The 26,174-nt window shown below is 62.5% G+C and carries 22 protein-coding genes; 11 read left to right on the top strand and 11 right to left on the bottom strand.

Going from position 1 to position 26,174, the window contains the following annotated elements; translation table 11 throughout:
• The 3 genes from AC0L3O_RS05195 (at position 1) to AC0L3O_RS05205 (ending at position 3,833) form a co-directional block, all read left to right on the top strand.
• The gene (locus AC0L3O_RS05195; RefSeq protein ID WP_473534503.1) at positions 1 to 762 is read left to right on the top strand and encodes an MBL fold metallo-hydrolase; all 762 of its coding nucleotides are present in this window, start codon (positions 1 to 3) and stop codon (positions 760 to 762) included.
• Between the two features lie 481 nt (positions 763 to 1,243).
• On the top strand, positions 1,244 to 2,017 hold the full coding sequence (locus AC0L3O_RS05200; protein WP_128246554.1) for an NAD kinase: 774 nt from the start codon (positions 1,244 to 1,246) through the stop codon (positions 2,015 to 2,017).
• A 190-nt stretch (positions 2,018 to 2,207) separates the two neighbouring features.
• Positions 2,208 to 3,833 (top strand): DEAD/DEAH box helicase, encoded by a 1,626-nt coding sequence (locus AC0L3O_RS05205; protein WP_288142059.1) that lies wholly within the window; start codon positions 2,208 to 2,210, stop codon positions 3,831 to 3,833.
• Positions 3,834 to 3,935: 102 nt separating this feature from the next.
• Here AC0L3O_RS05205 and AC0L3O_RS05210 read toward each other — a convergent pair whose 3' ends face one another.
• The 6 genes from AC0L3O_RS05210 to AC0L3O_RS05235 all read right to left on the bottom strand — a co-directional run bounded on the left by AC0L3O_RS05210 (position 3,936) and on the right by AC0L3O_RS05235 (position 11,559).
• Entirely contained in the window at positions 3,936 to 4,586 is a 651-nt protein-coding gene (locus tag AC0L3O_RS05210; RefSeq protein ID WP_128246555.1) for a YiaD family glycine zipper/OmpA-like lipoprotein, read from the bottom strand.
• A 200-nt stretch (positions 4,587 to 4,786) separates the two neighbouring features.
• Positions 4,787 to 5,155: a GFA family protein gene (locus tag AC0L3O_RS05215; RefSeq protein WP_473615026.1), complete on the bottom strand. Its 369-nt coding sequence runs from the start codon at positions 5,153 to 5,155 to the stop codon at positions 4,787 to 4,789.
• Positions 5,156 to 5,359: 204 nt separating this feature from the next.
• On the bottom strand, positions 5,360 to 5,746 hold the full coding sequence (locus AC0L3O_RS05220) for a hypothetical protein (RefSeq protein ID WP_128168528.1): 387 nt from the start codon (positions 5,744 to 5,746) through the stop codon (positions 5,360 to 5,362).
• A 443-nt stretch (positions 5,747 to 6,189) separates the two neighbouring features.
• Positions 6,190 to 7,321, bottom strand: a protein-coding gene (gene prfB, locus AC0L3O_RS05225; RefSeq protein ID WP_128246558.1) for a peptide chain release factor 2 whose coding sequence is annotated in 2 segments (ribosomal slippage) — positions 6,190 to 7,254 and positions 7,256 to 7,321 — 1,131 coding nt in all. Because the reading frame shifts where the segments join, the coding sequence is not laid out codon by codon here.
• Positions 7,322 to 7,564: 243 nt separating this feature from the next.
• Entirely contained in the window at positions 7,565 to 10,021 is a 2,457-nt protein-coding gene (locus AC0L3O_RS05230; protein WP_473534504.1) for a penicillin-binding protein 1A, read from the bottom strand.
• Between the two features lie 212 nt (positions 10,022 to 10,233).
• Positions 10,234 to 11,559, bottom strand: a complete 1,326-nt coding sequence (locus AC0L3O_RS05235) for an N-acetylmuramoyl-L-alanine amidase (protein ID WP_473534505.1) — start codon at positions 11,557 to 11,559, stop codon at positions 10,234 to 10,236.
• Between the two features lie 687 nt (positions 11,560 to 12,246).
• Between AC0L3O_RS05235 and AC0L3O_RS05240 the strand changes: the two genes are divergently transcribed.
• Positions 12,247 to 15,279 (top strand): Rne/Rng family ribonuclease, encoded by a 3,033-nt coding sequence (locus tag AC0L3O_RS05240; RefSeq protein WP_473534506.1) that lies wholly within the window; start codon positions 12,247 to 12,249, stop codon positions 15,277 to 15,279.
• Positions 15,280 to 15,373: 94 nt separating this feature from the next.
• Here the strand turns inward: AC0L3O_RS05240 and AC0L3O_RS05245 are convergent, their stop codons facing one another.
• Together AC0L3O_RS05245 and AC0L3O_RS05250 are read right to left on the bottom strand one after the other, a co-directional pair.
• Positions 15,374 to 16,303 carry a glutaminase gene (locus AC0L3O_RS05245; protein ID WP_473615027.1) on the bottom strand — a complete coding sequence of 310 codons (930 nt, stop codon included), beginning with the start codon at positions 16,301 to 16,303 and terminating at the stop codon, positions 15,374 to 15,376.
• 4 nt (positions 16,304 to 16,307) lie between these two features.
• Positions 16,308 to 17,456, bottom strand: coding sequence for a pyridoxal phosphate-dependent aminotransferase (locus AC0L3O_RS05250; RefSeq protein ID WP_473615029.1), 1,149 nt, complete (start codon positions 17,454 to 17,456; stop codon positions 16,308 to 16,310).
• A gap of 207 nt (positions 17,457 to 17,663) precedes the next feature.
• Here AC0L3O_RS05250 and AC0L3O_RS05255 point away from each other — a divergent pair, with 207 nt between their 5' ends.
• The 6 genes from AC0L3O_RS05255 (at position 17,664) to aat (ending at position 23,217) form a co-directional block, all read left to right on the top strand.
• On the top strand, positions 17,664 to 19,058 hold the full coding sequence (locus AC0L3O_RS05255; RefSeq protein ID WP_128168522.1) for a M48 family metalloprotease: 1,395 nt from the start codon (positions 17,664 to 17,666) through the stop codon (positions 19,056 to 19,058).
• A gap of 118 nt (positions 19,059 to 19,176) precedes the next feature.
• Positions 19,177 to 19,980 (top strand): DsbA family protein, encoded by an 804-nt coding sequence (locus tag AC0L3O_RS05260; RefSeq protein WP_473534509.1) that lies wholly within the window; start codon positions 19,177 to 19,179, stop codon positions 19,978 to 19,980.
• Between the two features lie 307 nt (positions 19,981 to 20,287).
• A complete protein-coding gene (aroQ, locus tag AC0L3O_RS05265; RefSeq protein WP_031254564.1) occupies positions 20,288 to 20,722 on the top strand; it encodes a type II 3-dehydroquinate dehydratase in 435 nt (144 codons plus the stop codon).
• Positions 20,723 to 20,748: 26 nt separating this feature from the next.
• On the top strand, positions 20,749 to 21,207 hold the full coding sequence (accB, locus tag AC0L3O_RS05270) for an acetyl-CoA carboxylase biotin carboxyl carrier protein (protein ID WP_023798158.1): 459 nt from the start codon (positions 20,749 to 20,751) through the stop codon (positions 21,205 to 21,207).
• Positions 21,208 to 21,226: 19 nt separating this feature from the next.
• Positions 21,227 to 22,570 carry an acetyl-CoA carboxylase biotin carboxylase subunit gene (gene accC / locus AC0L3O_RS05275; protein ID WP_473615030.1) on the top strand — a complete coding sequence of 448 codons (1,344 nt, stop codon included), beginning with the start codon at positions 21,227 to 21,229 and terminating at the stop codon, positions 22,568 to 22,570.
• A 29-nt stretch (positions 22,571 to 22,599) separates the two neighbouring features.
• On the top strand, positions 22,600 to 23,217 hold the full coding sequence (gene aat / locus AC0L3O_RS05280; protein WP_473534510.1) for a leucyl/phenylalanyl-tRNA--protein transferase: 618 nt from the start codon (positions 22,600 to 22,602) through the stop codon (positions 23,215 to 23,217).
• 25 nt (positions 23,218 to 23,242) lie between these two features.
• On the opposite strand, the gene AC0L3O_RS05285 is transcribed toward aat, so the two are convergent.
• The 3 genes from AC0L3O_RS05285 to AC0L3O_RS05295 form a co-directional block, all read right to left on the bottom strand.
• Complete coding sequence (locus AC0L3O_RS05285) at positions 23,243 to 23,611, bottom strand: hypothetical protein (RefSeq protein ID WP_473534511.1); 369 nt, start codon at positions 23,609 to 23,611, stop codon at positions 23,243 to 23,245.
• 97 nt (positions 23,612 to 23,708) lie between these two features.
• On the bottom strand, positions 23,709 to 24,302 hold the full coding sequence (locus tag AC0L3O_RS05290) for a DUF2155 domain-containing protein (protein ID WP_473495175.1): 594 nt from the start codon (positions 24,300 to 24,302) through the stop codon (positions 23,709 to 23,711).
• Between the two features lie 374 nt (positions 24,303 to 24,676).
• Positions 24,677 to 25,075 (bottom strand): NADH:ubiquinone oxidoreductase subunit NDUFA12, encoded by a 399-nt coding sequence (locus AC0L3O_RS05295; RefSeq protein WP_023798164.1) that lies wholly within the window; start codon positions 25,073 to 25,075, stop codon positions 24,677 to 24,679.
• A gap of 248 nt (positions 25,076 to 25,323) precedes the next feature.
• Here AC0L3O_RS05295 and panB point away from each other — a divergent pair, with 248 nt between their 5' ends.
• Entirely contained in the window at positions 25,324 to 26,166 is an 843-nt protein-coding gene (panB, locus tag AC0L3O_RS05300; RefSeq protein WP_473534512.1) for a 3-methyl-2-oxobutanoate hydroxymethyltransferase, read from the top strand.
• The last annotated feature ends 8 nt before the right edge of the window (positions 26,167 to 26,174 follow it).

The raw sequence follows: 26,174 nt of genomic DNA on the forward strand, positions 1-26,174 counted from the left end.
ATGGGCACGCTTCCGATCATCGACGCTGCGAATTGGTATGAAGCCATCCGTATGAGCGATGGCGTGACGCTGATCCACGAGCCGTGGATCAGGCCGTTCTTCCGCTGCAACATCTGGCATGTGCGCGGCCGCGATCGCGATCTCCTGTTCGACACCGGCCTCGGCCATTTCAGCCTGCGGCGCCACGTGCCGCTGGTGACGGAGAGAAAGCTCGTTTGCGTAGCGAGCCACACGCATTTCGACCATATCGGGTGCCATCACGAATTTCCGGACCGTTGCGTGCATGCGGCCGAAGCGGAAATCCTCGCCGATCCGCGCAATGAATGGACGGTCGCCGACCGCTACGCGACCGACGCCATGTTCGACGCAATGCCGCAGGGCTGGGATGCCACGCGCTACCGGATCCAGCCGGCGCCGGCCGATCGTTTGCTTGGAGAAGGCGATTTCGTCGATCTCGGCGACCGTGCCTTCGAGGTGATCCACACACCGGGCCATTCACCCGGTGGCATAGCGCTCTACGAGAGGAAGACCGGCATCCTGCTTTCCGGCGACATCGTCTATGACGGCCCGCTGATCGACGATGTCTATCATTCCACTGTCGACGACTATGTCGAGACGCTGCTGCGGATGCGCGACCTCGATGTTGCGGTCGTGCATGGCGGCCACTTCCCGAGCTTCGGCAAGGTGCGCTACCGCCAGCTTATCGACGAGTATCTCGCACAAAAGCGGCAGGCCGGCTGCCACCTGCTGCAGGCGCGATAAGCACCGGCCTCTGGATCGCGGGAAGTGCCTGGCGAATTACAACGCCCTTTGCGGGCACGGCGTGCCGGCGGCATCGCCGCAGCGTGAAGCCGTTGGTTGGGGTCTCAAACTTGTCTGTTCCGACTGGCGCACCAGTTGGGCAAAGGCAAGCGCGAAACTTCCCAGCATCAGGACGATGACAATCAGGCGTGTTACCGGCAATAAATCGGTCCGACTAGCTGGCCCCCACGCCGCCCATCCGCTGCCGGCTAACATGGTCGATCCGGCTTTACGAGAGTTTAATCCCCGTCTTAACCATCACATTCGCTTGTCACTCGACACGATGCGCGAGCAGCAGGCCGGCAGTTCCTCCCGGCGCTGTATCAAGCGGCGCCAGATGTCTCGCTTTGCAGATTTGCCCGCCCATGCTAACCCGGCGCTGGCGCGGCCCAAGCAACCGGTCGCCACCAACCGGTCGCCATCAACATCGCCATTGGGAGCCATGAACAAAGCCGCCAGCCGCTTCGCCTTCGTCTCGTCCGACACCGCCGACGCCAAGGCGGCGCTGGAGAGCCTTTCGGCGCGCTATGGCCAGGCATCCATCGAGGATGCAGAGATCGTCGTCGCGCTGGGCGGCGACGGCTTCCTGTTGCAGACCTTGCGCGACACGATGAGCACGGGAAAAAAGGTCTACGGCATGAACCGTGGCACCATCGGCTTCCTGATGAACGAATATCGCGCCAGCGGTTTGACCGGGCGCATCGCGGCGGCCGTTGCCGAAACGATCCGTCCGCTGGAGATGCAGGCGGTGACGGCTGAGGGCGAAACGATCTCGGCGTTGGCGATCAACGAGGTTGCGCTGTGGCGCCAGTCCTACCAGACAGCCAAGATCCGTATCACCGTGGACGGGCAAGTGCGGCTGGAGGAATTGAACTGCGACGGTGTGATGGTCGCGACGCCGGCCGGCTCGACCGCCTACAACCTATCCGCGCACGGGCCGATCCTGCCGCTCGATGCGCCGCTGCTGGCGCTGACTCCGGTCAGTCCGTTCCGCCCGCGCCGCTGGCGCGGCGCGCTGCTCTCCAACAAGTCGACCGTTCGTTTCGACATTCTGGAGGCGGAAAAGCGGCCGGTGAACGCCGCCGCCGACCATACCGAGGTGAAGGCCGTAACCTCGGTTACGGTGCAGGAATCGCCAACGGTAACGGCGACGCTGCTGTTCGATCCGAGCCACTCGTGGAACGAGCGCATTCTCGCCGAACAGTTCCGCTATTGAGCCGGCGCAGCGACAGCAGATGGATTAAGCATCGCGATTAAGGTTACGACTTCACAATCGTGCCGTCCCCCGCCTGTTTGTGTTGACAAATCGTGGGCTTGCGCCTACCTGCAATACCAATCTTGCAGGCGCGCGGCGCTTGCCGCGACCGCTTGCGTTGCGCCCCCGAACCAGCCAAAGACAGCCAAACTTGTCCTCAGACACCCAGATCGCTCAAGACGTGTTGACCTTCGCAGACCTCGGCCTGTCGCCGAAGGTCCTTTCCGCAGTCACCGACGCCGGTTACACCGAACCGACGCCGATCCAGGCCGGCGCCATTCCGCACGCCTTGCTCGGCAAGGATATTTTGGGCATCGCCCAGACCGGCACCGGCAAGACCGCCTCGTTCGTGCTGCCGATGCTGACCCGCCTCGAAAAAGGCCGGGCACGCGCCCGCATGCCACGCACGCTGATCCTCGAGCCAACCCGCGAGCTTGCCGCGCAGGTTGAAGAGAACTTCATCAGATACGGCAAGAACCACAAGCTCAACATCGCGCTGCTGATCGGCGGCGTGTCCTTCGACGAGCAGGACAAGAAGCTGGAGCGCGGCGCCGACGTGCTGATCGCGACGCCAGGCCGCCTGCTCGATCATCGCGAGCGCGGAAAGCTTCTGCTCAACGGCGTGGAGATCCTGGTCATCGATGAGGCCGACCGCATGCTCGACATGGGCTTCATTCCCGACATCGAGCGCATCTGCGAGATGATCCCGTTCACCAGGCAGACGCTGTTCTTCTCGGCGACGATGCCGCCTGAGATCACCAAGCTCACCGAGAAATTCCTGCACGCGCCGGTGCGCGTCGAGGTTTCGAAGGCGGCGTCCGCCGCGACCAACATCGTCCAGCGGCTGGTGAAATCCGGCTCAAAACCCTGGGACAAGCGCGAGACGCTGCGCAATCTGATAAAGGCCGAGGATGCGGAGCTGAAGAACGCCATCATCTTCTGCAACCGCAAGATCGAGGTCTCGGAGCTTTTCCGCTCGCTGCTGAAACATGATTTCGACGCCGGCGCGCTGCATGGCGACATGGACCAGCGCGCGCGCATGCAGATGCTGGCCAATTTCCGTGACGGCAAACTGCGCTACCTCGTTGCGTCGGACGTAGCGGCGCGCGGCCTCGACATCCCCGATGTCAGCCACGTCTTCAATTACGACGTGCCGATCCATGCCGAGGACTATGTCCACCGCATCGGCCGCACCGGCCGCGCCGGCCGCTCGGGCAAATCCTTCACCATCGCCACCAAGTCCGACACCAAATACATCGACGCGATCGAACGGCTGATCGGCAACAAGATCGAGTGGCATGACGGCGATCTGTCGACGGTCGTCGCCAGCGAGGGCGGAGACGACGATGCTCCCCGCCGTGGCCGCGGCGCCCCGCGCCGCGCCGGCCGCAAGGACGATGGCAAGGAAAGGGCCGAACGCAGACCACGCGAACGCCACGCCAAGCAAAGCCAAGCTGCCGCACCGGATGCGGCGCGCGAGGAACAGCCAGTGGCGGCCGAGACCGCGGTCGCCGATGCCGGTGAGCGGCGCGCGCGCAAGGAAGCGATCCGCTCGGAAAACACCGAGCGCCAAGCTTCACCCGAACGCCAAGCTTCACCCGAACGGAAGGCTTCGCCCGATCGCCATCGCAACGAACAGCGCGCGCCGGAACGTGGCGACACCAGGCCGCAGCGCGACGGCAATCGCCCGGCCCGCCATCGCCAGGAAGACAACGATGGTACCGTCGGATTCGGTGACGACATGCCCGCGTTCATGCGCATTGTCGCCAAGGGCTAACAGCAGAAATTGGGCTGATCACAGCAGAAATTCTCAAATACCAGCAAAACGGCCCCTTGCGGGGCCGTTTTCATGTGCAATGCCGTCTTCTGCCTGCCTTGCTCAGGTGAGCGGCGAGAGCTGGATTTCGACGCGGCGGTTCTGGGCGCGGCCGGCGGCCGTCGCATTGGAGGCGATCGGACGCGTCTTGCCGAAGCCGGTGACGGCGAAGCGGCGGGTATCGACGCCCTGCCCGGACAGATAATTGGCGACTGCCAGCGCGCGGCGCTGCGACAGGTCGAAATTGTGTTCGTCGCCACCGGTCGAGTCGGTGTGGCCGAACACGTCGACGGTGGTCTGGCGGAACTTGTTCAGCACAAGTGCTACCGAATTCAGCACCTGATAGAAGCCGGGCTTCACCGCGTCCTGGTCGACGTTGAAGGTGATGTCGGACGGCATGTTGAGGATGATCTGGTCGCCGCTGCGGGTGACGCTGACGCCGGAACCCTGAAGCTGGCGGCGCAGTTCGGCCTCGTTCTGGTCCATCGTGGCGCCGATGGCGCCGCCAGCGAGCGCGCCGACGCCAGCGCCGATCAGCGCATTGCGGCGATCGTTGCCGCCGGCGAGCAGGCCGAGCCCCGCACCCGCCAGCGCGCCGATGCCGGCGCCGGCCGCAGTGTTGGAAACTTTCTGCTGTCCGGTATACGGATCGGTTGTGGTGCAGGCACTCACGAGCACAGCCGTCGCCACTGCGACGAACACAGTCTTTTTCATCAGGTAGTCCCTCTCCAGTCCGCGGTCCCACCAGTGGCGCGCCGCATCCCTTGTGCGTCCAAGTTGACGCACGTCGCTCTATGCTTGTAACATGAAATGCGGCGAAAAATGGAAGGGGAAAAGCGGCTGGCCACGGCTTTTCCCGGTCAATCCAACCGCCGCTATTTGCGCAATTCCGATGGGCTGGCAGAGACTGTCGGCTACCAGAGATTCTTGCCGTCGATGACGACGACGTCGACCTGATCGAGGTCGAAATCGTCGAACAGGCGAGAATTCACGCTGATTTTCGGATTGTCGAAATTCGGCTTGCCGGTCGACCAGTCCGGCGTTTCGGTGAAGGTGCCGCAGCCGCAGGTGGCGCAGAAACCATGTTTTACCGTTTTCGAGCCCCATTGATAGAAAGAGACATTCTTGAGCGGGCTGGTGAGCTTGAATTGCGACGGGACGTAATAGGCCCACAACGAGCCGCGTTTCGAGCAGAAGGAGCAGGTGCATTGCGTCACGGTTAGCGGCGCTTCCGAAACCTCGAACATCGTCGCCCTGCAGTGGCAGCTTGCCTTTATGGTCATGACGCCTCCCTCGCGATTGCTTCCCGCCAGCGCGGTAAGGCAACATAAAGAGGCGCTGTTGACATCCGTCTGTCGGCAGACTCGGGGTGCCTGCGTCGGACGCGTGGCGTGCTTCAATCTTGTTGATGCATGTCGTTATCCCAAACCGCTGCGCAGCCTCGGGTCAGGCCATGGCTCTCGGAGCAAGCTTTTGGGCGACAAGCATCAAAACGACGACGGTGGCACGAACAGGCAGATGGTCTTTCCGTCATTGGCGCCGGCGACCGAACACCAGTGATATTCGCCGTCGGGCGAATTCTTGATCCGTGCATCGCTGTAGCCCACGACCTCGCCAGTTCCCTTGATGACATAGCCCTCTGGACGCTCGCTGATCGACGTCTGCGAGACCGCGCGGCAATCATAGCCGGAACAACAGGAGAATGGGTAACTCCAGCCTTGCGGCTTCGCTGCAGTCGGCGTGGCGTCGTGCGCCAAAGCCGGCGCTGCAAATACAATGGTGGCGGCCGTCAGAACCACCACCGCATTGATCGAATTCAGGAGGCGGCGCGCCGTCTTGACGGCAGAGGCCAGTCGGGTTGTGGAAGCAGGCATGGGCGCAATTCCTATCACCGAGTTATCAAGCGTTTCGCTTGCCCGTTCTTGGAACGTAACTTCCCAGTGGCCGGCTCGTCAGGTCGCAGATACGCCGCGTCCGGCCATAAATGCTTTTTCCCCCAGCGTTCGGATGCTGGGCTGATTCCTTTGCTGTCGCAAGAAATTGCTGTGCAACCGAGCGCCGACATCTGCAGCCGGAACCAGCCTGCCGAGGCTGACGAGAGTGACTTCATCAACCCCGGCAGTGGGATCGCGCGGATAACGAGAATCAGCTCGCGGTGGTTCCGGGCCAGGCGACGGCAGGCCTGCAACAATGAACCCGGAGGTAGAAGTAATTGTCGAAAATTGGATGAAAAAACAAAGCCATAAAGCAGCCGCTCAATTACAGTGAAGAGCCTGTTACTCTAGCGTGATGTTCCTGCTGCTTGGGCGTAGAAGCTTCAGTCGATATCGGCCACCACTTCGCCGGCGCCGCCCTCGATGCGCTGCGACAGCGAGGCCTCCATGAAATCGTCGAGGTCGCCGTCCAGCACGCTCGACGGGCTTGTGCTCTCGACGCCGGTGCGCAGATCCTTCACCAGTTGATAAGGCTGCAGAACGTAGGAGCGTATCTGATGGCCCCAGCCGATATCGCTCTTCGACGCTTCGGTGGCGTTGGCCACCGCCTCGCGCTTCTTCAGTTCTTCCTCGTAGAGCCGCGAACGCAGCATCTCCCAGGCCTTCGCCTTGTTCTTGTGCTGGGAGCGCTCAGCCTGGCAGGCGACCGCGATGCCGGTGGCGAGATGGGTGATGCGGACCGCTGAATCGGTGGTGTTGACGTGCTGGCCGCCCGATCCGGACGAACGATAGGTGTCGATGCGGACATCCGATTCGGAAACGTCGATGTCGATCGTATCGTCGATCACGGGATAGACCCAGACGCTGGCGAAGGAGGTGTGACGGCGCGCATTGCTGTCATAGGGGGAAATACGCACGAGACGGTGAACGCCGGATTCCGTCTTCAGCCAACCATAGGCGTTGTGGCCCTTGATCAGCAGCGTGGCGGACTTGATGCCGGCCTCTTCGCCGTCATGCACCTCCAGCACCTCGACCTTGAAGCGGCGCCGCTCGGCCCAACGCGTGTACATGCGCAGGAGCATCGAGGCCCAGTCCTGGCTTTCGGTGCCGCCGGCGCCGGCATGGATTTCGAGATAGCTGTCGTTGGCGTCGGCCTCGCCCGAAAGCAGCGTCTCGATCTGGCGGGCCTTTGCTTCGCCGCGCATCGAGCGGATCGCCGCTTCCGCCTCGGCGACGACGCTCTCATCGCCCTCTTCCTCGCCAAGCTCGATCAAGCCGATATTGTCTTCCAGCGCCTGGGTGAGGCCTTTGACCGCGGCGATGCCTTCCTCGAGGCCCTGGCGCTCACGCATCAGCTTCTGCGCCTCCAGCGGCTCGTTCCAGAGACTCGAATCCTCGGCACGCACATTCAGGTATTCAAGCCGCTTTATGGCTTGATCCCAGTCAAAGATGCCTCCTCAGCAGGGTTATCGCCTGCCTGATTTCGTCGACAATATTCTGCGTTTCCGCGCGCATGGCTGGCCGTTCTGTCCTGTGCTGAAATGGTGCCCTGTCGCTTAAGCAGAGCTTGGGTTGGCGCGATACATAGGGACGGCACCGCCGCCTGTAAAGCGAAATGGGCCGGCTCGAAAGCCGGCCAAAATACCTTAGGGCGGTTCATCGTTTCACAGAAACGCCGAACGGCTCTATCTTTTTGTTTTTGCGCAATTCCGGACGGAAAACCGTTTCACACTTTTCCTGGAATTGCTCGAACCTATGTCAGTAGAGCCCGCCGCCGCCGGACTGGATGGCTTGGTTGGCCTGTGGCGACAGCGCGCCGCCGGAGGCGTTGGAGCCGTCCTCACCCATGCCGATCACCCAATAGCTGTCGGCGGGGCCGGTGCCCGGCTTGAAGGCTTCGATAAACGCGCCGGCGTCGTCCGGGTTGGCCCGCATGCCGGTTTTGCGATTGATGGCGATCAGTTTCATGCCTTCGGGAACCTGGAAATCGACATTGGGCGTGCCGTCCAGCGCCACGCGCATGAAGTCCTTGAAGATCGGCGCAGCAAGGCCGCCGCCGGTCGCGCCCTTGCCAAGACCTTTGGGCTGATCATAGCCCATATAAAGGCCGACAACGAGGTTGGGGGTATAGCCGATGAACCAGGTATCCTTCTCGTCGTTTGTCGTTCCAGTCTTGCCGGCGATGTGGCGGCCGAGTTCGGCAACGGTAGCGCCGGTACCGCGCTCGACGACGCCCTCCATCATCGAAGTGATCTGATAGGCGGTCATCGGATCGAGCACCTGCTCGGAATTGTCGACCAGTTCCGGCTCAGGCTGGTTCTGCCATTCAGCCGCATTGCAATTTTTGCAGCCACGTTCGTCCTGCCTGTAGACCGTCTTGCCGTAGCGGTCCTGGATCCGGTCGATCAGCGTCGGCTTGATCGACTTGCCGCCGTTGGCCATGATCGAATAAGCCGATACCATGCGCATCACGGTCGTCTCGCCCGACCCCAGCGCCATCGGCAGATACGGCGCCAGTCGATCATAGACGCCGAAGCGCTCGGCATATTCGGCGACCAGCTTCATGCCCATGTCGTTGGCCAGGCGCACAGTCATCAGATTGCGCGACCTCTCGATGCCGGACCGCAAGGTCGCCGGGCCCGCAGTCCTTCCATCGTAGTTTTTCGGCGTCCAGGTCGTGTTGCCGCTCTTGATGGTGATCGGGCCATCCATGATCACCGAAGCCGGCGTATAGCCATTGTCGAGAGCAGCCGCATAGACGATCGGCTTGAACGACGAACCCGGCTGCCGCATGGCCTGCGTGGTACGGTTGAATTCGGATAGCGAATAGGAGAACCCGCCGACCATGGCCAGAACGCGCCCGGTATGCGGATCCATGGCGATCAGGCCGCCCTCCACTTCGGGGGCCTGGCGCAAGATATAGGCCCCATCCGTACCTTCTTTCTTCTGCACGAAGATGACGTCGCCAGGCTTCAGCACGTCCGCCGGCGATTTGGCCTTGACTGTCTTGCCGCCGACCACATGACGCATGGCGAAACTCATGTCCTCGCGGCTGACGGTGCCTTCGATGCGATGCTTGACGAGTTCGCCCGAGATCTGCCGGGTCGGCCGAAGGCCGATCGACAGGCCGCTCTCCGAGCTGTCGAGCACGACGGCGAGCGACCATTCGGGCACGTCGTCCAGTCCCTTGACTTCGCTCAAAGGCACGCCCCAGTCGCCGGATACGTCGATGGTCTTCACCGGCCCGCGATAGCCGCGCAGCGTATCGAACTTCATCAGGCCGTTCTGCATGGCTTTGCGGGCGATGAGCTGCATCTTGGGATCAAGCGTCGTACGGACGGACAGGCCGCCCTCGTAGAGCGCATTCTCGCCGTAGCGCGCGCTGATCTGGCGACGCACCTCCTCGGTGAAATATTCGCCGGCGAACAGATAGGTGCCGGAGCGGCGTGGCTTGACGCCGAGCGGCTCGGCCTTGGCCTTGGCACCTTCCTCTTGCGTAACGTAGCCGTTGCCGACCATCTGGTCGATCACCCAGTTGCGGCGCTCGATGGCGCGGTCGGCATATTTGAAGGGGTGATAGTTGGAGGGGCCCTTCGGCAAAGCCGCCAGATAGGCCGCCTCCGCCACGGTGAGTTCATTCACCGCCTTGTCGAAATAGGTGAGTGCTGCGCCGGCGACGCCATAGGCGCCAAGCCCGAAGAAAATCTCGTTAAGGTAGAGCTCGAGGATGCGGTCCTTCGAATAGGCCTGCTCGATGCGGAAGGCGAGGATCATCTCCTTGATCTTGCGCTCGTAGGTCTGGTCCGAGGACAACAGGAAGTTTTTCGCCACCTGCTGGGTGATCGTCGAGGCGCCGACCTGGCGCTTGCCCGAGCCAGCATTCTGCAGATTGACCATGACTGCGCGGCCAAGGCCGGTCATATCGATGCCGGGGTGATTGTAGAAGTTTTTGTCCTCAGCAGACAGGAATGCCGCCTTGACACGATCCGGCACCGCCTGGATCGGCAAATACAGGCGCCGCTCGCGCGCATATTCGGCCATCAGCGCACCGTCGGACGCATGGATGCGGGTCGTCACCGGCGGTTCATACTTGGCCAGGACCTCGTAATCGGGCAAATCCTTCGACAAATGGCTGATATAGATCGCCACCCCGGCCGCGACCAAAAGGGCCAGCGCGGTGCCGATGCCGAAGAAATAGCCAATAAGACGAATCATGCCCGCTCCAGTCCTTGGTTCGGGAATTGCCTAAACGAAGCCGCCTTTCGCGCAAGCTTTCGAGACGATCCCGACCGGTAATCGAAAATCCATGTCGCCACCATGTGGGCAAAATGCGGCAGCCTGGAATTTCGGCTTCGAATGGCGAAAATATAAGTGCAAAGTGTTGTCGTCGTGCAACGCTGCCTCTGGTTGTGGCGAGGGCTGGCATCTCAGCCTCCGGTTCGGGCTCCGGCCTTGGCTGAAGCGAACAGGGCGATGGCATTGGTTATGCTCTGGGCCGCCTTGCTGCGCCAATCGGCGCTGAGCAGTTGTGCCTCGTCCTTGGCATTCGACAGATAGCCGAGTTCGACCAGCACGGAGGGAACATCCGGCGCCTTCAACACCTTGAAGCTGGCCGAACGCTGCGGATTGTTGATGAGGCCGACACTGGTGGAAAGCTGGCCGACCAGCGTTTGGGCAAAGCTCATCGAGAAACTGTGCGTCTCGCGGCGAATCAGGTCGATCAGGATGTCGGTTACTTCCTTGTCGTCGTCCTTGATTTCCATGCCGGCGAATTGGTCGGAAAGGTTTTCACGGTCGGCGAGCGCCTGCGCTTCGGGATCGGAAGCCTTGTCGGAGACGGTGTAGACGGTTGCGCCGCGAAGGCCCTTGACCCTGATGGTGTCGGCGTGGATCGAAATGAGCAGATCGGCCTCGTGCTGGCGGGCAATGCGCACGCGGTCGTCCAGCCGCAGGAATTGGTCCGTCTCGCGCGTCAAGAACACGTCGTATTTGCCGACTGCGGCGAGTTTGTCCCGCAATTCGGTGGCGAAAGCGAGCGTGACGTTCTTCTCGACGGTGCCGTTCATGCCCTCGGCGCCGCCGTCGATGCCGCCATGGCCTGGATCGATGACGATGGTGAAGCGATGGCCTGGATTGGAGACCGGGCCGGTGCCGACCCTGCCGCCCTTGTCGGAGGAGACCGTCGAGCCGGTGGTCAACGCCTGATTGGCAAGAGCGGCGTCGAACTCCCGCACGGACGCCGCCGACATGTCGATGGCGATGCGGTAGCCGTTGCCGTCATCGTTCTTGAGCACGTCGAACCTGTCGATGGCGAACGGGCCCTTGCCGGTGAGAATCAGCCGCGATACCCCCTCGCCGAGATCGCCGTAACGCACGCTCCTGACCAGGCCGCGCGCCTTCACATCCTTGGCATTGATGGCGAATCTCGTGCTTGGCAGGTCGATGACCAGACGGTGGGGGCCGCGCAGCAGGAACCATTTGACGTTGGGCTCACGATCGAAATTCATGACGATGCGCATCTTGGTGGCGTCACCGGCCATTTTGTAGCTCGTCACTGCCAGCGGCGCGTCGGCGGCAAAGGAGACTGGCGAACGAGCCAGGCATGCGACAACCAGCAACAGCAGACAAGCAGCGCGGAAGAAGTGGGCAGCGCGGAAGCGGGCACCTCGCAAGTGGGCAGCGCGGAAGTACGCGGCGTAGAAAAAAATGCCTCCGGCGCGACCACTCATGTGCGTGAAGACTGCCAGTGCCATCTCTTCCAGTCGCTCCGGTTTGGCGTGAGGCGCCCGATCCTGTTGTCGGCCAATCTTGCTTGTCGGAGTGTCGTCGTCTTGTCGAAACGCCGGTCAGGCCGCGAACTCGATTAACGGTTGGTAACCAGAGAAGGTTAACCAAGCCTTTTCACGCAACGCTTAAAGCCGTGCTTCCGTTGCGGAACTGCATTTTGCCGGCATCGGAAATCGGGGTTGCCTTCCAACCCGCCAAATCATAAAAGCGATGGTGGATCACTGCAATCCTGGAACCGTCCTTCTCCGCAGCTTCCTGCTACAGGTGAGATGAACGACGGCTCCTTTCGCGTCAGGCGAAAAGGCAACAGGTGATCGCGACGAATTTCGCAGGTGTAAGCCCGTGGCGGGGGAAGCGCCTGCGTGAGGAAAACGGCCGGGATTGTCCCGCGCCGGCTCTGTACGAGCAAACAAGCTGGTCCGGTTTTCCCGGGCTTTGGTTCAAAAAGGTTCTGCTGGTTACGATGGCTTCAAGCGCAATCATGGAAAGGTCCGCAGCAAACCGCGCCATTATGGCTGCGGGCGGCACCGCCATGGCGCTCAGGCAGCGGCCGGCGGACATTCAATTGCCCGGCACCCATGTTCATCCACACTCACAGCGGCGGGCTTTGCCTCGCAAGCTGCGGCTGACGGCTGCCGGGGGGAAACGAAATAATGCCCAACAAAATGCTGATAGACGCCTCCCACCCGGAGGAAACACGAGTTGTCGTCGTTCGCGGTAACCGTATTGAAGAATTCGACTTTGAATCCCAGGACAAGAAGCAGCTCAAAGGAAATATCTACCTCGCCCGCGTAACCCGCGTCGAACCCTCGCTTCAGGCAGCCTTTGTCGAATACGGCGGCAACCGTCACGGTTTCCTCGCCTTCAGTGAAATTCATCCCGACTACTACCAGATTCCGGTCGCCGACCGTCAGGCGCTGTTGCGCGCGGAAGCGCAGGAGGCTGAAGACGAGGACGATGAGGACGGCGATGGCGATGATCGCCAGAACCGCGATCGCGGCCGGCGCGGACGCCGCCGCGGCGGCAAGAGCCGCGACCGAGGCGAACACAAGCGTGATGCAGGTGCGGCCGATTCGGACGCTTCTGGCGATTCCAATGACAGCGGGTCCAATGACAGCGGGTCCAACGACAGCGGCTCCAATGAGGGCGGCGAACACGGCGAGGATGCGGTCGCGCAGAACGTCGATGCCTCAGAAAACGTCGACACGCCGTCCGCTGCTTCGGAACATGGCGAGGATGTCGCCAGTCATAGCGAGGCAAGTCCTGATGAGACGAGCCGTGACGAGACGGGCCATGGCCGTGACGAAACTGGCGGTGACGAAACTGGGCCTTCCGAAGGCAGTCCGAACTCCATCGCCGCCAGCATCGAATCGGATGTGATTTCCGAAGCCGTGCCGCAGGCTGAGGCGGCCGGCGAAGCCACCTCCACCGACAATGATCGCGGCATGCTGGAAGAGGTGCAGTCATCGCATTCGGATGACCATGAAGTCGAATCGGTCGGCGCCGAGGATGCGCTGGAAGAAGCGCGCAACCGCCGCAAGCCGGTGCGCCGCCAGTACAAGATCCAGGAAGTGATCAAGCGCCGGCAGATCCTTCTGGTGCAGGTCGTCAAGGAAGAGCGCGGCAACAAGGGTGCGGCGCTCACCACCTACCTGTCGCTTGCCGGCCGCTATTCGGTGCTGATGCCGAACACGGCGCGCGGCGGCGGCATCTCGCGCAAGATCACCAACGCACAGGACCGCAAGCGGCTGAAGGAGGTCGTCGCCGATCTCGAAGTGCCGCAGGGCATGGGCGTCATCCTGCGCACGGCCGGCGAAAGCCGCACCAAGGCCGAGATCAAGCGCGACTACGAATATCTGATGCGGCTTTGGGAAAACGTCCGCAACCTGACGCTGCAGTCGACGGCCCCTGCCCTCGTCTACGAGGAAGGCAGCCTGATCAAGCGCTCGGTGCGCGACCTCTACAACAAGGACATCGACGAGATCCTGGTCTCCGGCGAAGAGGGCTATCGCGAGGCCAAGGATTTCATGCGCATGCTGATGCCGAGCCACGCCAAGGTCGTGCAGCCGTTCCGCGACACGACGCCGATCTTCGTGCGCAACGGCATCGAGGCGCAGCTCGACCGCATGCTGCAGCCGCAGGTGACGCTGAAGAGCGGCGGCTACATCATCATCAACCAGACCGAAGCGCTGGTCGCCATCGACGTCAATTCGGGCCGCTCCACCAAGGAGCACTCGATCGAGGACACAGCGCTTCACACCAATCTGGAAGCGGCCGAGGAGGTCGCACGGCAGCTGAGGCTGCGCGATCTCGCCGGCCTGATCGTCATCGACTTCATCGACATGGAGGAGAACCGCAACAACCGCTCCGTCGAGAAGCGGCTGAAGGATCACCTCAAGAACGATCGCGCCCGCATCCAGGTCGGCCGCATCTCGCATTTCGGCCTGATGGAGATGTCGCGCCAGCGCATCCGTGCCAGCGTGCTGGAATCGACGATGAAGCCTTGCCCGCATTGCGGCGGCACCGGCCATGTGCGGTCCGATTCGTCCGTCGCGCTGATGGTGGTGCGGGCGATCGAGGAATTCCTGCTCAAGGATTCGCGCAGCCACATCACGGTGCGGACGCCGGCGGCGACCGCGCTCTATGTGCTCAACCACAAGCGCGGCACGCTGGTGGAGCTCGAAAACCGCTTCGGCCTGACCATCACCGTCGAGGCCGACGACACGGTCGGCGCCCAGCACTATGCGATCTTCCGCGGCGCGCTGGCCGAAAAGCCTGAAGGCTTCGTCGAGGTGCGGACCTTGCCCGCCTATGTCGAGCCGGAAGAGCCCGCCGACGAAATCGAGGAGGAGGAAGACGAGGTCGTTGCACCGGCGGAACAACCGCGCCAGGCGCAGCAGCCAAGGCCCAGCGAGGATGGCGAAGGCCGCGACCGCAAGCGCCGCAAGCGCCGCAGACGGCGCGGCGGCAAGGATCGCGACCGCGAGCATGGCGCCCCCGTGGAAGGCGCGTCCATCTCGGCCGCTGCCGATGGCGTCTCCGAAGCCGCAAGCGATGAAGGCGCCGAAGCAGACCACGAGGACCAGGTCGGCGTCACCGAGGCGGTGGAAGCGTCGGATGAGGGGCAAGAGCCTGAAGGTCGGGAGCTTGATGAAGGTCCGGAGCCTGATGAAGGTCTGGGCAAGAAGCGTCGGCGCGGCAAGCGCGGCGGCAAGCGCAATCGCCGTGAAGACGGCGAAGGCGAGGTCGATGCAGGCACTGCCGAGTCGGCTGACCGTCCCGAGGTCTTGGAGGCCGTCTCCGGCGAACGGGCAGCAGCAACGCCGGTCGAAGCCACGCCGGTCGAAGAGCCTGTCGACCTTGCTCCGGCCAATGACGACATGCCAAGCGCCGAAAAGCCGAAGAAGCCGCGCCGCGCCGCCAAGCCGAAGAAGGCTGCGGCGGACGTCGTTGCCGAGACGCCGGTAGCCGAGCCGGAAATTTCTGCCGAGGCTCCCGCAGCTGTTTCGGAGGAAACAGCCGTGGCCGCCGTCGACGAGAAACCGAAGGTCCGCCCATCGCGACGCAAGCCCATACCGGTCGATGCTCCGGCTGAGCCGATCGTGTCCTCGACTGTTGCCGAAGAGGAAAAGACCGAGGAGAAGCCGAAGCGTGCCGGCTGGTGGCAGCGGAAAGGCTTTTTCTAAGCTTTTCGGTAGTTTAGCCTGATCTTTTGAACAAAAAAATCCCGCGCGCTCCTGTCGACAGCGCGGGATTTTCTTGTCTGAAGCGGGCAAATCTCTATGACGCGAAAACCGACCAGTTCATCATCTTCGCCAGCCTTTCCAGCGCAATCGACCCCAGCCTGGAATTGCCGTTGGCGTTGAGGCCGGGCGACCAGACGGCGAGCGAGGCCACGCCCGGGACGATCGCCAAAATGCCGCCGCCGACGCCGCTCTTGCCGGGGATGCCGACGCGGAAGGCGAAATCGCCGGAGCCGTCATAGTGGCCGCAGGTCAGCATCATCGCGCCGATGCGGCGCGCGCGCTCGGCCGACACCACGGAATGGCCAGTCGCCGGGTTCTTGCCGCCATTGGCGAGGAAGCGGCCGGCCAGAGCCAGTTGCCGGCAGCTCATCGCGATGGCGCAATGGTGGAAATAGACGCCCAGCGCCAGATCCGGCGCGTGGCTGAGATTGCCGAAGGACTTCATGTAGTTGGCGAGCGCCAAGTTGCGAAAACCGGTGGCTCGTTCCGAAGCCGCGACCTCGCGGTCGATGATGATGGTCTCGTCGTCGGCCAGGAACTGGATGAAGCGCAGGATCTCGCCGATCGCCTCGCGCGGCTGGTGACCGGCGAGCAGAATGTCGGAAATGACGATGGCGCCGGCATTGATGAACGGATTGCGCGGAATGCCGTTTTCGTGCTCGAGCTGGACGATCGAGTTGAACGGGTTGCCCGAAGGCTCGCGCCCGACACGCTGCCACAGCGCGTCGCCGACATTGCCGAGCGCCAGTGTCAGCGTGAACACCTTCGAAATGCTCTGGATCGAAAACGGCTCATCGGCGTCGCCCGCCATCAGCACGCGACCGTCATTGGTCACCGCGGCAATGCCGAACTTTTTCGGATCGACCTTGCCGAGCTGCGGTATGTAGGTCGCGACGTCGCCGCGATCCGTGCGCTCGGCCATTTCGGCGGCAATCTCGGTCAAAGCCTGCTCGAGGTCCGGCATCACGCTATCTCAGCCAGCGCTCGATGCGCATCATCGCCTCGACCATCTCGTCGTGGCTGCCGGCGTAGGAAAAGCGCATGGATCGATAGCCTTGAAGCGGATCGAAATCGCGGCCGGGCGTCGCCGCCACATGCGCCTCGGCCAGCATCTTGCGCGCGAAGGCCATGCTGTCGTTGGTGTGCCTGGTGACATTGCAGAAGGCGTAGAACGCCCCGTCCATCGGTGCCGCCAGGGTAAAGCCGAGTTCGGGCAGGCGTTTCATCAAAAGCTCGCGATTGCCCGCGTAGCGCGCCTTCACAGCCTCCAATTCCGCGGTTGCCTTGAACGCCTCGATCGCGGCGATCTGGGACAGTTCCGGCGGTGAGATGTAGAGACTCTGGGCGATGCGCTCGACCGGCCGCACCAATGGTTCCGGCAGCACCATCCAGCCGATGCGCCAACCGGTCATGCAGTAGTATTTCGAGAAGGAATTGATCACCGTCACGTCAGGGCCGCAGGCAAGTGCTGTGCTGTCCGGCGCAGCGTAAGCCAGCCGGTGGTAGATCTCGTCGGAGATCACGGCGATGCCGAGCTCTTGTGCCGTCGTCACCAGCGCCGACAGCTCGTCGGCGGGGATAATCGCCCCGGTCGGATTGGCGGGGCTGGCAAACAACACGCCCTTCAGATTCTTTTCGCGATGCGCAGCCTTCAGATGTTCGGCGTGGAGATAGGCATCACCGTCGAGCTCGATCTCGACGATCTCGATGCCGAGCGCGGCCATGATGTTGCGATAGGCCGGATAACCGGGTGCGGTGATGGCGACACGGTCGCCTGGATCGAACATCGCCAGAAATGCCAGGTTGAAGGCGGCCGACGATCCGGTGGTGACGGCGATCCGGCCGGGTGAAACGGCCAGCCCGTAGTGGTCGGCATAGTGCTGGGCGATAGCCTCGCGCAGGCCCGCAAGACCCAATGCGTCGGTGTAGCCGATGCGCCCCATCTTCAATGCGTTCGTCGCCGCTTGCCTGACTCCGGCCGGCGCCGGATCGGACGGCTGGCCAACGGCCATGGAAACGACCGGCACGCCCCTGGCCTTCAGCCGATTCGCTTCCGCCAGAACGTCCATGGCGTGGAACGGCTCGACGTCGCCGCGACGCGAAAGCGATACAACCATTTGACCTCATTCCTTGTTCGCCCTTGGGTCCGGCCTTTGGGTCAGCCCTTTGAGATCGCCCATGGGCCGGCGCTTGCCGGCTGCCGGCGCCGAGCTTTGGCGTCCCGCGCCGCACAAATGCCCGATTGATGTGAGGATCACAAGTTCAGTAAAAGTTTCAGTGCCGACTTTTCATCCTTCACCCGCTCGTCTACCAGTGGACCTGCCATGTTGAGCCGACCCAAATCGACGATAGCCAGGGCAGCGCGCGCCTTCGCGACGCTTTCGCTTGCCGCGACGGTCGCTGTGAGCAGCACCGTCAGCGCTTTTGCGCAAAACGTGCCGGTGGTGCGCGATGCCGAGATCGAGGCGCTGGTGCGCGCCTATGCGCGGCCGATCTTCAGGGCCGCGGGCCTGCCGGAAGACGGCGTCGACATCGTGCTGGTCAACGACCAGAGTTTCAACGCCTTCGTTGCCGGGTCCCGCCTGTTCATCAACACCGGCGCCCTGATGTCGGCGGAGACGCCCAACGAGATCATCGGCGTCATCGCCCATGAAGCCGGCCACATCGCCGGCGGCCACCAGCAAAAATTGCGCAACCAGCTCGAACGCGCCAAGACGATGGCCATCATCGCGACGCTGCTTGGCGCCGGTGCCATCGTTGCCGGCGCCACCAGCAAGAGCCGGGGCCTGGCCGGCGCCGGCATGGGGGTTGCCGCTGGCGGTGGCGAGATGGCGCAGCGCAGTATCCTCGCTTATCAGCGCACCGAAGAGATGACCGCCGACCGCTCGGCGATAACCTATCTCAATGCCACCGGCCAGTCCGGCCTGGGCATGCTGAAGACCTTCGGCCGCTTTCAGAGCGCACTTTCGCTGTCGGGGGCGCAGGTCGACCCCTACCGGATCAGCCATCCGCTGCCGCGCGAACGCATCGCCAACCTCGAAGTCCTGGTCAAAAAAAGCCCCTACGTCGAAAAGGTCGATCCGCCGGCGCTGCAACAGCGGCACGACATGATGCGCATCAAGATCGCCGCCTATATGGGAGGTCAGGCCGCCGCATCGCGGCTGATGCGCAAGATGCCGGGCAGCCTCGCCTCGCAATATGGCGACGCGCAGACGAGCTATCTTTTCGGCAATCTGGCCGGGGCGCTTGCCAAGACCAACGCGCTGATCAAGGCACATCCGAAGAACCCCTATTTCCAGGAATTGCGCGGCGACATCCTGATGAAGGCGAACAAACCGAAGGCTGCCGCGGAAGCCTATGCCAAGGCGGTCAGCCTCGACCCAGCGCGATCCGGGCTGCTGCCGGTTTCCTACGGCCAGGCGCTGATGGCAGTCGGCACGCCCGATTCCCTGGAGAAAGCGGTGGTGCAGATCAACAAAGGTCTCGCGCGCGACCGAGAAAACGCCGTCGGTTACCGCCATCTTGCGCAGGCCTATGGCGAGCTTGGCAACATTCCGGCCGCCGACCTTGCGACCGCCGAAGGCCATTTCTATTCCGGCGCCTACAAGGATGCCAAGATCTTCGCAATGCGCGCGCAGATGAAAATGAAGCGTGGCGAGCCGGGCTGGATCCGCGCGCAGGACATCATAAACTACGCACCATCAGGCAAGAAAAAGTGAACCTTCCGGCCGTGCGCGGCGACAAGTGGTTGGACCAATCGGGTAGTCGAACCAATCGGGTAGTCGGGCCAATCGGGTCGGACAACCCGGCCGGAAACCAGGCAAGAGGATCAGGATGATGAAGAAGGCAATTCTGCTGGGCACCACGGGCGTGGCGGTCGCTCTCGCCATGCTGGGTTTCGGGTTCGTGACCGGAAGTCCGCAGACGGCAAAGGCCGATGCCGCGCAGATCGCCCAAGCAGCCTCCGCCGACACCAAGATCGACCGGGCTGAAGTCGAAGGCATCATCCGCGACTATCTGCTGAAGAACCCGGAAGTGCTGCTGGAAGCTCAGGAGGCGCTCGAGGCCAAGCAGAAGGAGGCGCAGCGCGTCGCCAGTCTCGACGTCATCAAGGATGCCAAGGATCAGATCTTCAACTCGGCCTTCGACGGCGTCGTCGGCAATCCGAACGGCAAGGTCACCATCGTCGAATTCTACGACTACAATTGCGGCTACTGCAAACGCGCCATGGAGGACATGCAGACGCTGACGACAGCCGATCCGGAGCTGCGCTTCGTGCTCAAGGAGTTCCCGATCCTCGGCCCGGATTCGCAGAAGGCAAGCGTCGTCTCGATGGCCTTCCACCTGATGATGCCGGAGAAATACGGCGAGTTCCACAACGCGTTGCTCGGCGCCCAGGGACGCGCCACCGAAGCGGCGGCCATCAAGGTCGCGCTTTCGCTCGGCGCCGACGAAGCGACGCTGCGCGAGAAGATGAAGGATCCGTCGATCGCCGAGGCCCTCTCCAAGACCTATGATCTTGCCAACAAGCTGGCCATCACCGGAACGCCCTCCTATGTGGTCGGCAACGAGGTGGTGTTCGGTGCGCTCGGCCAAGACGTGCTGGCGAAGAAGATCGAAGCGGCCAAGGCCGCACTCTGATCGGCGGCTGGCTTTCTGCGCAAGCCATTTTCCGCCTGTTGTGGACAGCGAAAGAACCCACTTGCGCTCTTTTCGCAGGCGTCTAAGCCCATTATAGAGGCCCGGTGCGCCGACTGATGCCGGCGCTGATGTGGTGGATTTGAAGTTCCTGCTGCTTTGGTGGCGTCAGTGTTCAGGAACTTTAAATCCACCACATCAGAAATGTATAAATTGCCAGTGTGGCTTTGAAGCCGAAATTCGTTCAAAGCGCTGCTCCAAGGTATTGCGAATTTCGGATTCGAAACCACACCGGGAAAAGGTCGGCATTTTGAAAACGGTTTTCGTCCTGAACGGTCCCAACCTCAACGCGCTCGGCAAACGCGAGCCGGGCATCTATGGCGGCAAGACGCTGGCCGCGATCGCCGACGATTGCAAGCAGGCAGGTGCGGCACTTGGGCTCGAGATCGATTTCCGTCAGTCGAACCATGAGGGCGACCTCGTCGACTGGATACAGGAAGCCGCCGACAAGGCTGTCGGCATCGTCATCAATCCGGGCGCCTACAGCCACACCTCGATCGCCATTCACGACGCCATCCGCTCCGTCGCGCCATTGCCCGTCGCCGAAGTTCATCTTTCCAACATCCATGCGCGGGAATCATTCCGCCACGTCTCCATGGTCTCGCCGGTCGCCGTCGGCGTGATCTGCGGGTTCGGGCCGCTCGGCTACACACTGGCGCTGCAGGCGCTGGCCGCACGCCTATGACCGGCCAACAAACAGAAGGCTCGAAAATGTCGATAAAGAAGAATGGTGTAGACCAGCAGCTTATCCGCGATCTGGCGGGCATACTGAACGACACCAACCTCACCGAGATCGAGGTCGAGCTGGGCGACTTGAAGGTGCGCGTGTCGCGACAGGCGCCGGCTGTCCATGCGGTCGCCGCAGCGCAGCCCGCCTATGCGCCGCCGGCCGCGCAGCCGGCTGGCGCAGCCGCCCCGGCAGCGGCCGACGTGTCCAAGAACGCAGTGGCCTCGCCGATGGTCGGCACCGCCTACCTGGCGCCATCGCCCGACGCCAAGGCGTTCATCGAAGTCGGCCAACAGGTCAAGGAAGGCCAGACGCTGCTGATCATCGAGGCGATGAAGACGATGAACCAGATCCCCTCGCCGCGTGCCGGAACGGTGACGGCGATCCTGTTCGAGGATGCGCAGCCGGTCGAATACGGCATGCCGCTCGTCGTGATCGAGTAGAGCCGGGAACAGCCGAAAAATGTTCCAGAAAATCCTCATCGCCAATCGCGGCGAAATCGCTCTGAGGGTGTTGCGCGCCTGCAAGGAGCTCGGCATCCAGACGGTGGTGGTGCATTCCACCGCCGACGCCGACGCCATGCATGTGCGGCTCGCCGACGAGAGCGTCTGCATCGGCCCACCGCCGTCGCGCGACAGCTATCTCAACATCCACCAGATCGTCGCGGCGTGCGAGATCACTGGCGCCGACGCGGTGCATCCGGGCTACGGATTCCTGTCGGAGAATGCCAAATTCGCCGATATCCTCGCCGCGCACAACATCACCTTCATCGGCCCGTCCGGCGATCACATCCGCATCATGGGCGACAAGATCGAGGCCAAGCGCACCGCAAAGCGCCTCGGCATTCCGGTGGTGCCCGGCTCCGACGGGGCGGTCACCGAGGAAAAGGAAGCCAGACGCATCGCCGCCGAGATCGGCTATCCCGTGATCATCAAGGCGTCGGCCGGCGGCGGCGGACGCGGCATGAAGGTGGCGCGCAGCGAATCCGATCTTTTGGTCGCACTGCAGACGGCGCGCTCGGAAGCCGGTGCCGCTTTCGGCGACGACGCCGTCTACATCGAGAAGTATCTCGAAAAGCCGCGCCACATCGAGGTCCAGGTGTTCGGCGACGGTGCCGGCCGCGGCGTGCATTTCGGCGAACGCGACTGTTCGCTGCAGCGCCGCCACCAGAAAGTCTGGGAAGAGGCTCCCTCGCCGGCGCTCAATGCCGAGGAGCGCGCGCATGTCGGCGGCGTCTGTGCCAGGGCGATCGCCGATCTCGGCTACTCCGGCGCCGGCACCATCGAATTCCTCTATGAGAACGGCGAGTTCTACTTCATCGAGATGAACACGCGCCTGCAGGTCGAGCATCCGGTGACTGAGGCAATCACCGGCATCGACCTCGTGCACGAGCAGATCCGCGTCGCCTCGGGCGGCGGGCTTTCCATGCGCCAGGAAGAGATCCGCTTTCAGGGCCACGCCATCGAATGCCGCATCAATGCCGAGGATCCGCGCACCTTCACCCCCTCGCCCGGCACGATCACCCACTTCCACACGCCGGGCGGCCTCGGCATCCGTGTCGATTCCGGCGTCTATTCCGGCTACAAGATCCCGCCTTACTACGACAGTTTGATCGGCAAGCTGATCGTGCACGGCCGCAATCGCGTCGAATGCATGATGCGGCTGCGGCGGGCGCTCGACGAATTCGTCGTCGACGGCATCAAGACGACGCTGCCGCTGTTTCGCGATCTCGTCGGCAATGCCGATATCGCCAATGGCGAGTATGACATCCACTGGCTGGAAAAATATCTGGCCGATGAGGATTAGGACGTGAACTTATAGAATATAATGATGCGATGACCCGTCCTTACGCGCCAGGCTATCGCATCCCGACCGACCTGTTGCTCAAGGCCTACGCCTCGGGCGTCTTTCCGATGGCCGAAAGCGCCACCGATCCGGAAGTGTTCTGGGTGCGGCCGGAGACGCGCGGCATCATCCCGCTGGATGGTTTTCACACGCCCAAAAGCCTGAGGAAGGCGATCCGGAAAAACCTGTTCGATATCCGTTTCGATTTTGATTTCGAAGCGACCATCGACGGCTGCGCCGAGAGGCGCGAGGAACGCCGGTCGACCTGGATCAACGCGCCGATCCGCGAGGCCTATGTCGAACTCCATCGGATGGGCCATTGCCATTCGGTCGAAGCCTGGCGCGAGGGTCGGCTGGTTGGCGGCCTCTACGGCGTGTCTCTTGGCCGGGTGTTCTTCGGCGAAAGCATGTTCGCCAGGGAAACGGACGCGTCGAAGGTCTGCCTGGTGCACCTGGTCGAACGCCTGAAGGATCGACACTTCGCCTTGCTCGACACGCAGTTCACCACCGAGCACCTCAAACGCTTCGGCGCGGTCGACGTGCCAAGGGGCAAATACGAAAAGATGCTGGCCGACGCGCTGAAGGGCGAGACGGTGTTTTTCCCATGATCTGCGCCAAAGGTCGGGTTTTTGGTCAGGTTTTTGCGGCAGGCTCAAGAGGCGTGTGCGCGTGGAACATCATCTTCCAGCCATTGACGCGATGGACATAGCCGGTGCTGACCAGCGCCGCATAGGGCTCGCCATTCTCGCGCGTGGCATGGGCCTCATAAGTCAGCATGACAATGTCGCTGCCCGGCTCGATGATGCCCTTGGGGTCGATGTCGAGATCGCGCCAGCGATTTAGGCCCGTCGCGGTTTCGGCCAGATCGGCGTTGCTCATCGTTTGCGCCATCTGTGGGAAAGCCACCAGGCATTTGGTGTCGGCATTGGCTTTGAAATAGGCTGCGTCGCCGGTCCAGAACCCTTTTTCGAGATCGAGGAGTTCGTTCTTGTTGGCCATCATGGGAACATCTCCGTAACGCCAGCCATGACCAACGCACGGAGAATAAGGCGGTTCCGAACAGGCGATCCCGCACGCCAGGCATTATAACTGGTCTTGGCTAATTGGTTTTGGCCGCGTCGGGTGCCGGCACTTCCGACTTCTGCTTGCAGCCCTTCAGCCAGACGTCGTAGACGGCGTGTTCGACGGCGTTGAGGCCGGGGCTTTCGGCAAACATCCAGCCGGTGAAGATACGGCGGATCTTGCGATCCAGCGTGATCTCGTCGACCTCGACGAAAGAATCGGTCTTCGGCTCTTCGGTTTGCGGCTGCGAATAGCAGATGCGCGGCGTCACCTGCAAAGCGCCGAACTGCACCGTTTCGTCGATATAGACATCGAACGTGATGATGCGGCCGGTGATCTTGTCGATGCCGGCGAATTCGGCGACAGGATTGGTGATGCGTTGTGGTGCGGCCGGTGCCGCCGGCGCCACTGTCGCATCCGGTTCCACTGTCGCATCCGGTTCCATTGGCGCATCCGGGTCCACTGGCGCCTCAAATTCCGTCGGCGCCCCCGGGTCCACTGGCGCCTCAAATTCCGTCGGCGCCCCCGGGTCCACTGGCGCCTCCAGCGTCTGAGCGGCGGCCATGGCGCAAGCGACAAAAGCGGCGGCCGTCGTCAGTCCGCCCATCGAAATTCGGCTGAAAATGCTCATGCAGGGATCCGGTGGTTTGCGCCCGGGGTGATTCTGTCGCGCCCAAGGCTAGTCGCTGCTGTCAGATCGACAAGCAGCTAAACGCCAATTGTGGCGATAAAGGATCGATCCGCCCTTGGCGAGCGGTTAGAGACCGTTTGGAAACTCTACTCTGGCGGCCATCTGACGGCGTTTTCTGCGCTTACCTACAGCGCCGCGCGTCCTTTGGACGCGCAAAGGACGCTGTAGCACTTTTGGTTTTGCGCATGAACCTTTCCGAAAATCTTTCGGATTTTCGGGGTCATGCGCGGGCTCACGGACCCAAATGTCCGCTCCGCGCCGGTTCTCGAAACCACCACCATATGACTCGCCAGAGCGAATTTCGAAACAGTCTCTTACGACCCCGGCGTCCAGGCGTCGTAATCGCCGGTCACCTGCGGGCGGTGCTGATTGCTGAGTATGGAGCCCTTGGGGCGATAGGCCGCGGCACTTCCGGTGAGGTTCGGCTGATGCGGCTTCTGCCAGTCGCGTGGCTTGTAGGTGTCGCTCGTCGGCGGGACATCGACGCGGTGATGCATCCAGCCATGCCAGCCGGGCGGAATCATCGAGGCTTCCGAATAGTCGCGATAGATGACCCAGCGGCGGGTGCGGCCTTCCGAATCGACACCACCCTCGTAGTAGACGTTGCCAGCCTCGTCCTGCCCGACTTTCTTGCCATGCCGCCAGGTGTGGAAGCGCGTGCCCAGCGTCTGGCTGTTCCACCAGGTGAAAAACTGCAGAAGGAAAGTCTTCATCCAAAATCCTCGCGGCAAGTCCTCGTGGCGGCAGCGGCGGCGCCTGTTTCCTGCTTATGGCGTCAGGCCATCGCCAAGGCAAGGGTTTTGCCGCATGAGCCGTGCAAATGGCCGTCGGAAAACCGACGCACCGTGGCAAGCCTTTCGCGTCCTGTCGAGGCATGCCTTGCCAAGGCTGCCTGGCCTTTCTAAAGCTCAGCGCGCCGCATGCAGGTACCCTGCCTGATTGACGGTTGAGGGAGGGAATGATGGCCCCACACGCATCCGGCGCCGATCCGCGGATCAGTGCCAGCTCCATTCGCCTGCGCAAGGGCGGCGAGCCGATCGTCTGCCTCACCGCCTATACCTATCCCATCGCTCGCCTGCTCGACGATCATGTCGACCTGCTTCTGGTCGGCGACAGCGTGGCCATGGTTCTCCATGGCCACAAGACCACGCTGGGCGCCTCGCTGGAGATGATGATCGCCCACGGTCAAGCGGTGATGCGAGGGTCAGCCAAGGCCTGCGTGGTGGTCGACATGCCGGCCGGAAGCTATGAGGCGACGGCGCGCCAAGCCGTCGCCTCGGCGCGGCGGATTGTCGGCGAAACCGGTTGCCAGGCCGTCAAGCTGGAGGGTGGCGTCACAGTTGCCCGACAGATTGCGGCGATTGTCGCTGCCGGCATTCCGGTCATGGGACATATCGGCTTGCAGCCGCAATCGGTGGAAAGCGACGGCGGCTACAGGATCAAGGGCCGGACCGACGAGAATGTGGCTGCGCTTTATCGCGACGCCGAGGCGGTCGAAAAAGCCGGCGCGTTTTCGGTGGTCATCGAAGGCACCGTCGAGACCGTCGCCGCCGATATCACCCGGCACATTTCCATTCCAACCATCGGCATCGGCGCCAGCGGCGAGTGCGACGGCCAGATCCTGGTCATCGACGACATGGTCGGCCTGACCGTCGACCGGGTGCCGAAATTCGTCAAGCAATATGCCGACCTGCGCAGCGTCATATCGCAGGCGGCAGCCAGCTATGCAGCGGAGGTGCGCAGCCGGACATTCCCCGGCCCGAGCCACGTTTTTTCGGCCGCAGCCGACAAGAGCGAAGCATGAGCCGGGGC

It is taken from the genome of Mesorhizobium sp. WSM4810 (genome assembly GCF_055811235.1).

What these genes read in the sequence shown, in the direction of transcription:
- AC0L3O_RS05255 (WP_128168522.1), top strand. Translation starts at nt 17,664, where the DNA reads ATGTTGAGCCGACCCAAATCGACGATAGCCAGGGCAGCGCGCGCCTTC.
- AC0L3O_RS05230 (WP_473534504.1), bottom strand. Translation starts at nt 10,021, where the DNA reads ATGATTCGTCTTATTGGCTATTTCTTCGGCATCGGCACCGCGCTGGCC.
- accB (WP_023798158.1), top strand. Translation starts at nt 20,749, where the DNA reads ATGTCGATAAAGAAGAATGGTGTAGACCAGCAGCTTATCCGCGATCTG.
- AC0L3O_RS05245 (WP_473615027.1), bottom strand. Translation starts at nt 16,303, where the DNA reads ATGCCGGACCTCGAGCAGGCTTTGACCGAGATTGCCGCCGAAATGGCC.
- panB (WP_473534512.1), top strand. Translation starts at nt 25,324, where the DNA reads ATGGCCCCACACGCATCCGGCGCCGATCCGCGGATCAGTGCCAGCTCC.
- AC0L3O_RS05235 (WP_473534505.1), bottom strand. Translation starts at nt 11,559, where the DNA reads ATGGCACTGGCAGTCTTCACGCACATGAGTGGTCGCGCCGGAGGCATT.
- AC0L3O_RS05285 (WP_473534511.1), bottom strand. Translation starts at nt 23,611, where the DNA reads ATGATGGCCAACAAGAACGAACTCCTCGATCTCGAAAAAGGGTTCTGG.
- AC0L3O_RS05210 (WP_128246555.1), bottom strand. Translation starts at nt 4,586, where the DNA reads ATGAAAAAGACTGTGTTCGTCGCAGTGGCGACGGCTGTGCTCGTGAGT.
- AC0L3O_RS05260 (WP_473534509.1), top strand. Translation starts at nt 19,177, where the DNA reads ATGAAGAAGGCAATTCTGCTGGGCACCACGGGCGTGGCGGTCGCTCTC.
- AC0L3O_RS05215 (WP_473615026.1), bottom strand. Translation starts at nt 5,155, where the DNA reads ATGACCATAAAGGCAAGCTGCCACTGCAGGGCGACGATGTTCGAGGTT.
- AC0L3O_RS05295 (WP_023798164.1), bottom strand. Translation starts at nt 25,075, where the DNA reads ATGAAGACTTTCCTTCTGCAGTTTTTCACCTGGTGGAACAGCCAGACG.
- AC0L3O_RS05220 (WP_128168528.1), bottom strand. Translation starts at nt 5,746, where the DNA reads ATGCCTGCTTCCACAACCCGACTGGCCTCTGCCGTCAAGACGGCGCGC.
- AC0L3O_RS05250 (WP_473615029.1), bottom strand. Translation starts at nt 17,456, where the DNA reads ATGGTTGTATCGCTTTCGCGTCGCGGCGACGTCGAGCCGTTCCACGCC.
- AC0L3O_RS05195 (WP_473534503.1), top strand. Translation starts at nt 1, where the DNA reads ATGGGCACGCTTCCGATCATCGACGCTGCGAATTGGTATGAAGCCATC.
- aat (WP_473534510.1), top strand. Translation starts at nt 22,600, where the DNA reads ATGACCCGTCCTTACGCGCCAGGCTATCGCATCCCGACCGACCTGTTG.
- AC0L3O_RS05200 (WP_128246554.1), top strand. Translation starts at nt 1,244, where the DNA reads ATGAACAAAGCCGCCAGCCGCTTCGCCTTCGTCTCGTCCGACACCGCC.
- accC (WP_473615030.1), top strand. Translation starts at nt 21,227, where the DNA reads ATGTTCCAGAAAATCCTCATCGCCAATCGCGGCGAAATCGCTCTGAGG.
- AC0L3O_RS05290 (WP_473495175.1), bottom strand. Translation starts at nt 24,302, where the DNA reads ATGAGCATTTTCAGCCGAATTTCGATGGGCGGACTGACGACGGCCGCC.
- AC0L3O_RS05240 (WP_473534506.1), top strand. Translation starts at nt 12,247, where the DNA reads ATGCCCAACAAAATGCTGATAGACGCCTCCCACCCGGAGGAAACACGA.